The 10,581-nt window shown below is 74.0% G+C and carries 1 protein-coding gene and 1 pseudogene; both read left to right on the top strand.

All coding sequences use genetic code 11. The features are described from left to right. Positions 1–75 precede the first annotated feature (75 nt). Positions 76–8,196, top strand: a pseudogene (locus tag OP04_RS50365) (HAD-IIIC family phosphatase); the annotation flags it as partial. After that, positions 8,193–10,574 (top strand): thioester reductase domain-containing protein, encoded by a 2,382-nt coding sequence (locus tag OP04_RS33810; protein ID WP_033344004.1) that lies wholly within the window; start codon positions 8,193–8,195, stop codon positions 10,572–10,574. The pseudogene OP04_RS50365 and the gene OP04_RS33810, both read left to right, overlap by 4 nt. Positions 10,575–10,581: the final 7 nt, after the last annotated feature.

Below are 10,581 nucleotides of genomic sequence, written 5' to 3'. Positions count from 1 at the left end.
GAATACCTCAAACACGTCGCGGTCGAGCTGCACGACACCCGCGAACAGCTCCGTGAGGAGCGGGAACGGCCGGCCGAGCCGATCGCGATCGTGGGCATGAGCTGCCGGCTGCCCGGCGGCGTGGCCTCCCCGGACCAGCTGTGGGACCTGGTCGCGGACGGCGTGGACGCGATCGGGGACTTCCCGGCCGACCGCGGCTGGGACCTGGAGACGCTCTACGACCCGGAGCCGGGCCTGCCCGGCCGCACCTACACGCGGCGCGGCGGCTTCCTGGACGGCGCCGGCGACTTCGACGCCGGGTTCTTCGGCATCTCGCCCCGCGAGGCGCTGGCCATGGACCCGCAGCAACGACTGCTGCTGGAGTCGACGTGGGAGGCGCTCGAGGACGCCGCGATCAACCCGCGCACGCTGCGGGGCAGCCGCACCGGCGTGTTCACCGGGACGACCGTGCAGGAGTACGCGCACCGCGCCATGCGGGCCCCGGAGGTCGCCGGCCACGCGCTGACCGGCGGCGCGGCCAGCCTGCTCTCCGGGCGCATCGCGTACACGCTCGGCCTGGAGGGGCCCGCGATCACCATCGACACCGCCTGCTCGTCGTCGCTGGTGGCGATGCACCTGGCGGTCCGGTCGCTGCGGTCCGGCGAGTGCGCGCTGGCGCTGACCGGCGGCGCGTCCGTGCTGGTCACGCCGGACCTGTTCGTCGAGTTCGCCCACCAGCGCGGCCTGTCCGCGGACGGGCGCTGCCGGGCCTTCGCCTCCGCCGCGGACGGGACCGGCTTCTCCGAGGGCGTCGGCACGGTCGTGCTGGAACGGCTCTCCGACGCGAAGCGTCTCGGCCATCGGGTCCTGGCGGTCATCCGCGGTACCGCCGTCAACCAGGACGGCGCCTCCAACGGCCTGACCGCGCCGAACGGCCCGTCCCAGCAGCGCGTCATCCGCGAGGCACTGGCCGACGCGCGGCTCGGGCACACCGACGTCGACGTGGTGGAGGGACACGGGACCGGCACCCGGCTCGGCGACCCGATCGAGGCCCAGGCCGTGATCGCGGCCTACGGCAGGGAACGGCCCGTACCCCTGTTGCTCGGCTCGCTCAAGTCCAACATCGGCCACACCCAGGCCGCCGCCGGGATCGCCGGCGTGATCAAGATGGTGCTGGCGCTGCGGCACGCCACGGTCCCGAAGACGCTGCACGTGGACGAGCCCACGTCGCGCGTCGACTGGTCCGAGGGCGCGGTCTCACTGGCGACCGGCACGACACCCTGGCCCGAGACCGGACATCCGCGGCGCGCCGGCGTCTCCTCCTTCGGCATCAGCGGCACGAACGCGCACGTGATCCTGGAACAGGCACCGGACGAGGCACCGGCGGAGCCCGCGGGGCCGGTGGCGCCGTGGGTGCTGAGCAGCCGGACCGCGTCCGGCCTGCGGGACCAGGCCGCGCGGCTGGCGGCCCGCGTCCAGGCCGATCCCGGGCTGTCCGTGGCGGATGTGGCGTTCTCGCTGGCGTCCGGCCGCGCGCACTTCGCGCACCGGGCCGTCCTCCTGGGCGACCAGGTCAAGGCCCTGACGGCGTTGATTCACCACCAGGAGGGGGTACGGGGACGCGCCGGCCTCGGTGTGGCCGCGTTCGTGTTCCCGGGCCAGGGCGCGCAGTGGGCGGGCATGGGCCGGGCGTTACTGTCGTCGTCGCCGGTGTTCGCCGCGCGGATGGACGAGTGCGACCGGGCGCTGCGCGCGTACGTCGACTGGTCGCTGCGCGACGAGGATCTGCGGCTGGACCGCGTCGACGTGGTGCAGCCGGTGTCCTGGGCCGTGATGGTGTCGCTGGCCGCGGTGTGGGAGTCGCTCGGCGTGAAGCCCGCGTACGTGGCCGGGCACAGCCAGGGCGAGATCGCCGCCGCGGTCGTGGCCGGCGGGCTGTCGCTGGAGGACGCGGCCCGGGTGGTGGCACTGCGCAGCAAGGCGCTGACCGCGCTGTCCGGCGCCGGCGGGATGGCCGCGGTGGCGGCACCGGCCGACCGCGTGCGGGAGATGGCGCCGGACCTGTCGATCGCCGCGATCAACGGGCCCGGGTCCACGGTCGTCTCCGGCGCGCCCGAGGCGCTCGCCCCGTTGCTGGCCCGCGCCGAGCAGGACGGGATCCGGGCGCGCCGGATCGACGTCGACTACGCCTCGCACTCCGCGCACGTGGAACGCATCCGCGACGAGCTGCGGCAGGCGCTGGCGCCGATCAGGCCGCGCACCGGCGAGGTCCCGTTCGTGTCGTCGGTGACCGGCGGGCTGCTGGACACGGCGGAGCTGGACGCGGACTACTGGTACCGCAACCTGCGGCAGACCGTCGAGTTCGCGCAGGCCACCGGCGTGCTGCTGGACCGGGGCGCCGACGTGATCATCGAGGTCAGCCCGCATCCGGTGCTCGGGGTCGCGATCCAGGAGACGGTGGACGCGCGCGGGTCCGCGGCGAAGGTCGTGGACACGCTGCGCCGCGACGACGGCGACCTGGACCGGGTGACCGCGGCCGCGGCGGCGGCGTTCGTGGCCGGGGCGCCGGTCGCCTGGGAGGGGCTGCTGCGCGGCGGGCGGCGGGTATCGCTGCCGACGTACGCGTTCGCGCGGCAGCGCTACTGGCTGCCGGCGCGGGCCGGGCGGGACACCGCGGCGCACCCGCTGCTCGACACGGTCGTGGTGCTGGCCGCGGACCAGGGTGCGGTCCTGACCGGCACGATCTCGCTCGCATCGCACGCCTGGCTGGCCGATCACCGGGTCTGGGGCTCGGCCGTGCTGCCGGGCACCGCGTTCCTGGAGCTGGCGTTGCACGCGGGGGAGGCGCTGGGCTGGACACGACTGGCCGAGCTGGTCCTGGAGAAGCCGCTGATCCTGCCCGAGGAGGGCCAGGTCCGGCTGCAGGTGACGGTCGGCGCTGCCCGCGAGGACGCTCGCCCGGTCACCGTTCATGCGGAAATATCGGGTGAATGGGTCCGGCACGCCACGGGCACGCTGACCCGGCAGGCCGTACCGGCTGATGGGGTTGACCTGCCGCCCGCGGACGCGACGGAAGTGCCGGTCGACGGCGTGTATCCGGCGCTCGCCGAGATCGGACTGGAGTACGGGCCCGCGTTCCAGGGGCTCACCCGGATGTGGCGGCGCGGCGACGAGATCTTCGCCGAGGCACGGGTGCGTGGCGGCGGGCGGTTCGGGCTGCACCCGGCGCTGCTCGACGCCGCGCTCCACGGCAGCGCGCTGGGGGAGGACCGGGAGAAGCCCCGGCTGCCGTTCGCCTGGAACGGCATCAGCCGGCACGCTCGGGGCACGGACACGCTGCGGGTCCGCATAGCACCCGCGGGCACCGACGCGGTCTCGATCCTGGCCGTCGACGCGTCCGGCACCCCGGTCATCACGATCGACTCGCTGCTGAGCCGGCCGACCGCCCGTGAGCAGATGCGCGACCCCGCCCGCGGCGTGCCGACCCTGCTGCGCCTGGACTGGGCGGAGCACCCGGGCACGCCGACGTCGGCCGCAGGATCAATGATCGGCTCAGCGCCGACGGGCACGCCCGGCGCGTGGGCGATGATCGGCTCCGGGCTGAGGGTGGATGCTCCGGTCTTCGACTCGATCCGGGAGCTGACCGGCGCGCCGGACGTCGTGCTGCTGCCGGTGACGGCGTCCAAGGGCGGCGACGTGCCGGCGGCGGTCCGGACCGGGCTCTTCGCGCTGCTCCGGGACCTCAACGACGGCCTGGCCGGCAACGCGCTGCGCGCGACCCGGTTCGTGGTGGTGACGCGCGGCGCGGTGCTGGCCGACGACCCCGATCCGGTCCAGGCCGCGGTCTGGGGACTGGCCCGCAGCGCCCAGTCGGAGAACCCGGGCCGGATCAGCATCGTCGACCTGGAGCCGCACGGCACGACCGGCCCGCGTGAAGCCGTCGCGGCTGCGCAACGGCACGCGGACGCATCCGGGCTGCGGGATGCCGTCGCGTCCGGGCTGCCGCAGGTCGCGGTGCGCGGCGGGCGTCTCCACGTCCCGCGGTTGACGCGCATCGAGTCCCCGGCCGCGCCACGGCATCACGCGTGGGGTGACGGCACCGTGCTGATCACCGGTGGGACCGGCGGGCTCGGCGCGCAGCTGGCACGGCACGCGGCCGCGCGGGGTGCCCGGCACCTGCTGCTGCTGTCCCGGCAGGGCCCGGAGGCCGAGGGCGCGGCGGCGCTGCGCGCGGAGCTGGGCGCGCGGGTCACGATCCTGGCCTGCGACGTGTCCGACCGGGAGCAGTTGGCGGCCGCGCTCGCCGGGGTGCCGGTGACCGCGGTCGTGCACGCGGCGGGGGTGCTCGACGACGGCGTGCTCGGGTCGCTGACGCCGGAGCGGGTGGATCACGTGCTGCGGCCCAAGGCGGATGCGGCCTGGCACCTGCACGAGCTGACCGAGGGCCTGGACCTGTCCGCGTTCGTGGTGTTCTCGTCCGCGGCCGGCACGCTCGGCAACGCGGGACAGGGCAACTATGCGGCGGCGAACACGTTCCTGGACGCGCTGATGCAGCACCGGCGCGCGCACGGGAAGCCCGGACTCGCGCTCGCCTGGGGGTACTGGGCCGCGCGCACCGGGATGACCGAACACCTGGCCGACGCGGAACTGCGGCGGCTCGACGGGGACTGGATGACCGCGCTGAGCACCGGGCAGGGGCTCGCCCTCTTCGATGCCGCGCCGGCCGCCTCCGCACCGGTCCTGCTGGCCCTGGGGCTGGACCTGACCGTGCTCGCGTCGGCGGACCCCGGACTGCTGGCACCGGCGCTGACCGGGCTGGTCCCGCACCGCGCGGCCCTGTCCGGCGACGGCAACGGCGGTCGTGACGGTGACGGCGGTCGTGACGGTGACGGCCGGGGCGGTGCCGACGACGGTGCCGGCGCTGGCGATCTGGAGACGCGGCTGCGGGCCGGGATCGCGGGGCTGATGGGCTACGCGCCCGGCGAACTCGACGTGACGACGCCACTGTCCACGATGGGCATGGATTCGGTGACGGCGATGCGTACCCGTGCGATGGTCGAATTGTCCTTCGGTCGTGTGGTGCCGGTCGCGATGCTGCTCAACGGGGCCAGTGTCACCGACATCGCGGAGCATCTCCTCGGCGGTGCCGCAGCGGCGGCGACCAGCACGGCGGCGCCGGACGAGCCGGTTCCGGACGTGGCGCGCTACCCGGTCACCCGCGACACCACGCGGCTGCTGCGCGCCGAACAGCACGGCACCCCCGCGGCCACGCACCACATCGGCTCCGCGTTGCGGCTGGACGTGCCGACGACGCCCGAACGCCTCGCCGGGATCCTGGACCGGATCGCGGACCGGCATCCGGCGCTGCGGACCGCGATCACCGGGAACCATCGGGAGTTCGAGGTGCACCGGCAGCCGCAGGGGCCGCTGCTGCGCTGGTCGGCGGTCGGCGACGACGTGGACGTGGCGGCGCGGCTGCGCGCGCTGATGGAACCGGCGTTCGCGCTGGCAGCCGGGCCGCTGTGGCGGTTCGAGATGCTCGATGCGGCGTCCGGGCAGCAGGTGCTGGTCTACGGCGCGCACCATGCGGTGTCCGACGCGCCGTCGCTCATGCTGATCGCGGCGGAGATCGGCGCGGCACTGTCCGGCGTGGACACTTACGATTCACCGTCCAACAAGGACATCGACGACCTGTTGCGCGCACAGCCGGCCGAGAAGGCGGTGGCGGCGGCAGAGTGGCGGGAGCTGTTCACCGGTGTCCGGCGACTCGATCTGACGCTGGCGCGACCGCGGCCGGCGACGCGGAGTTTCCGCGCGGCTGTCCGGTCGATCAGCATCCCCGAGGGCGTCGAGGAACGGGTCGCGGCACAGGCCGCACGGATCGGCGTCACGCCGGCCGCGTTCTGGCTGGGGACGCTGCAGGTGCTGCTGGCGCGACTGCGCGGGCAGGAACGGTTCGCGCTCGCGGTGCCGGTCGACACGCGGATGCACACCGGGTCGGTGGACGCGGTCGGCTACTTCGGGGTGCCGATCCCGTTCCCGGCGCAGGTGTCGGCGGGGGACCAGGTCGCCGACGTGCTCCGCCGGACGGATCAGCGGCTGATCGGCGTGCTGGAGCCGGGGACCTCGTTCTTCGACACGATGCCGGTGCTGGTGGCGCAGGGATTGCACCGGCCGGGCGCGCCGCTGGTCGAGACCTACGTCAACTACATCAGGCCACAGACGGGGAAGGTACGCGGAGTGCGGGTGCTGCCGTTCGGCACCGGCTACTCCGACCTGGACCTCATGGTCACGGTGACCGCGGACATCGGTGAGCTGCGCCTGGACTACAACCTCGACATCCTCGACGACGAGACGTGCGGCCGGCTCGGCGCGCAGTTCCTCGACCTGATCGCCGCGGTTTCCGAGGACCCGGCGCTCCCGGCCCTGCCCGTGGCCGAGCTCGCGGCGGATCCGCCCGTGGCCGAGCTCGTGGCGGATCCGCCCGTGGCCGAGCTCGTGGCGGATCCGCCCGCGCCCGAGGAGACGGCAGTGCCGCTCGCGGCAGGGGAATCGACGATCGCATCCGTGCGCGGGGACGTGACAGTCCCGGAGGACATGGCGCTCGAGGACGCGGAGGCCGCGCCCGCACCCGGAGACATCGCGGTCGCGGCCACGTTCGCGCTGGGCAACCTGCCGGCGCTGCTCGGAGCCACGACCGGTCTCGAGGTGACGGAAGCGCCGTACCATCACGTGCTCTCTGCCCTGCTCGACCCGGCCGGAGCCCTGCGCGCGCCCTCCGCCACCGCCGCCGTGGTCCTGATCCGCGCCGCCGACTTCGGCCGGTTCGGGCCGCTCACCGACGCGCTGCTCGCCGACCTCGGCGCCCGATATCCTGACGCGCTGCGCACGCTGGCCGACCGCACCGGATTCCCGCTGATCGTCGGCTTCCCGCCCGCGCGCACGGCCACCGACGACACCCGCGGGTGGGAGCGGAACCTGGCCGCGCAGCTGCGCGACCACCCCGGCATCGCGGTGCTGGAGGACGGCGACTGGCACCACGAGCGCGACCCGTTCGACGAGCGCCTCGACGCGCTGGCCCACCTGCCGTACGACGCCGAGTTCGAGGCGGTCATCGCGCTCACCGTCAGCGACGTGCTGACCAGCCTGCACCGTCCGCCACCCAAGGTGATCGTGGTCGACGGCGACGAGACGCTGTGGGACGGTGTCGCCGGTGAGATCGGCGCGGACCACGTCGTACCCCGGGAGATGTTGATCCGGCGGTTGATCTCCTGGCGGGACGCCGGTGTGCTGCTGGCGCTGGTGTCGAACAACGACGCCGAGACGGTACGGGCGGTGCTGGCCCGCCCGGACATGCCGCTGACCGCGGACCACTTCAGCGTGATCTCGGCCGGCTGGGAGCCGAAATCGGCCAGGATCGAGGCCGTCGCCCGGGAGCTAAACCTCGGCCTGGACGCGTTCCTGTTCCTCGACGACAACCCGGTGGAGATCGCCGCGGTCCGCGCCACGCTGCCCGAGGTGCTGTGCGTGACCTGCCCGCCCGGCGGCGAGGTCGAGGCGTTCGTCCGCCGGCTGTGGCCCGCCGCGCCCCGGCCCGCGACCGCGGAGGACGCGTCCCGCGCGGACTTCTACCGCCAGGAGAAATCCCGCACCGAGGCCCGCGCGCAGGCGAGCTTCGCGGACTTCCTCGCGGACCTGCGGCTCGAACTCGACATCGCGCCGCTGACCGAGGCCACGACGGAACGGTCCGCGCAGTTGAGCCGGCGCACGAACCAGTTCAACCTCCGGCCGGGGCAGCTGGACGAGCCCGCGCTCACCCGATGGCAGCGCGACGGCGAGGTGTGGACCGTGGCGGCCCGCGACCGGTTCGGCGAGTACGGCCAGATCGGCCTGCTGGTCCTGCGCCCGGACGACGGCGTGCTCGAGGTGGTGGCGTGGATGCTGAGCTGCCGTGTCCTCGGCCGCGGCGCCGAGGAACGGCTGCTGGCCTGGCTGGCCGACCGTGCCGGGGCGCTCGGGTGCGCGTCGGTGCGGCTGATCGCGGAGAACACGCCCCGCAACGTGCCGGCCCGGCGGCTGGTGGCCGCGCTGGGCGGCGGGCACGTGGACGACACACGGCTGGACGCGATGGTCGCGCCGGATCGACTCCGGGCGTTCAGATCGTGGAGTCCGGGCGCGCACGAGGTGGCCGATGCACAAGGTGGAGGTGCCCGATGACTGAACCGACCGCACGCAACCGTGAGGTCGACCGGCGGTGGGAGGGTGAGCTGATCGACGGCGGCGGCGACCGGTCCGCCCGCGTCGCGGACCTGCTGGCCGCGGTCCGCCAGACGAGCGTCACGCCTTCGGCCCGCCAGACGAGCGTCACGCCTCCGGCCCGCCAGGAAATCGCCACGTCCGCGGAGCAGGACGCCGCGCCCGCGGTCCACCGGCCGGCCGTACCGCCGGGGGATTGGACCGTGGACCGGCTGACCTCGGCGATCCTCACCGCGGCCGGACGCCTGATGCCGGGCCGCGACCTCCACGCCGAGATCGACCTGTTCGACGCCGGCGCCTCCTCCGTCAACGCGGTCGAGCTGGTCGCCGCGCTCGACCGCGACCACGGCATCACGATCGAACTGGACGACGTCTTCGCCGACGCCCGCCCCCGCAAGCTGGCCGAACGCTGGCTCACCGCCCACGGCGCCCCGCCCGGTGCCGCGCTGGTCGCCGCCGTCCCGGCCAGCCTGGTCCCGGTCGAGGGCAGCGACCTCGACATGATCGCCGCGGACCTGTCGCTCGGCGACGACCTGCCGTGGTGCGACGCGCCGCTGCCGGTCACGCCGCGCCGGATCCTGCTGACCGGCGCGACCGGCTTCCTCGGCGGCCACCTGCTGCTGGACCTGCTGCGGCGCGGCGACGCGCACGTGGTGTGCATCGTGCGCGCGGACGACGACGAGGCCGCGCTCCGCCGGCTCGGCGACGCGCTGGCCGGCTTCGACCTGCCCTGGTCCGGTGAGGTGCGCCGCCGGACCACCGTGCTGGCCGGCGACATCCGGCGGCCGCGGCTGGGACTGTCCGAGCCGGTGTGGGACACGCTCACCCGCGAGCTGGACTCGATCGTGAACGTGGCCGCGGCCGTGGACTTCCTGCGCGGCTACCCGTCGCTGCGGCAGTCGAACGTGGTCGCGGTACGGACGCTGGCGGAGCTGGCGATGACCGGCCCGTCCAAGCCGCTGCACCACGTGTCGTCCGTGGCCGTGTTCAACGAGATCGGCATCGCCTCGATGGGCGAGGACGACCCGCTCGCGCACATCAACCGGCTGGTGGCCGGCTACGACAAGTCCAAGTGGGCGGCCGAGGTGCTGCTGCGTCGCGCCCGCGAGCGCGGCCTGGTCGCGACCGTGCTGCGGCCGGGCGGGATCGGCGGGCACACCCAGACCGGCGCCTACAACGCGCACGACCTGAGCTGTGGTTTCTCGGCCGCGTTCTCGCGCTATCGCACGGTGCCGGCGTTCCGGTTCTTCAACGTCGCGCCGGTGGACTGGGTGAGCCAGATGGCCGCCGCGATCGTCTACGAGCCGGACGGCTGGGGGCAGAACTACAACCTGACCGGCCGGCCGAACGCCATGTCGGAGCTGGTCCGCGACCTGGAGCTCGGCGGGATGAACGTCGAGGTGATGCACTGGGAGGACTGGCGCGAGGACTTCATCGCGCGCGCCGAGGCCGATCCGGTGCCGGGCCTGGACTTCCTGGCCCGGGTCATGCGCAGCCCGACCGCGATGCAGCTGTGCGAGGCGAACCTGTCCAGCCCGGCCGCGACCGGCACGCGCACGGAGGCGTTCGCGGCCCGGCACGACCTGCCCGCGCCGGTGCGTTACGGCGCCGAGCAGAGCCTGAAGAACTACGAGCGGATGGCCCGCGACGGCCTGGTCACGCTGCCCAGCGCCGAGGACGCGCCGTACCTGTGGTTCCCGGAGACGATGAAGGGCCGCATCGACGACAAACCGGCCGCGCTGCGCATCACGCTGTCCATCGCGAGCATGTACCAGCTGACCCGCCAGGACAAGCGCACGCTCGACGTGCGGCGGGGCAAGCTCAAGCTGCACGACCAGCTGCTCACGGTGGAGTCCGGTGAGGTGTGGATCCGCCCGGACGAGGGCGTGCCGCTCCAGGGCGGATTCGACCACCCCCTGCTGCGGTACGACCTGCGCCTGCGCGACGCCGACGGCCAACGCTGGTGGCTGGAGGGCTGGAAGATGGCCCGCCCCCGCCGTGACCTGTGGAAGCAGTCCCGGACGCTGACCGTCGAGATCGGACGCGAGGGCGAACCGGCCACGTTCTCCGGCGTGCTGAAGGTGCCGTCCAAGAGCTACCTGCGCGACCAGTTCGACGGCATTCAGGTGGATCCGCGGCTGTCCGCCCAGGAACAGCGCACCGCGAAGCTCGCGTGGCTGTCCTGGTTCCTGCCGGAGATGACCCGAGGCCTGCTGGAGCCCGGGTTCCGGCTCCTGGCCGACCTGCTCGACCTGCGCAAGGACGCGATCGACCGCCAGCGCGAGAGCGACCTCGACCAGGACCGCGCGACGATCAAGAAGAGAGTGAGGGCGCGATGATGTCGCA

This window comes from Catenuloplanes japonicus (genome assembly GCF_000717135.1).
GTDB classification, from domain to species: domain Bacteria; phylum Actinomycetota; class Actinomycetes; order Mycobacteriales; family Micromonosporaceae; genus Catenuloplanes; species Catenuloplanes japonicus.
This window is presented reverse-complemented; position numbering and strand designations above follow the sequence as displayed.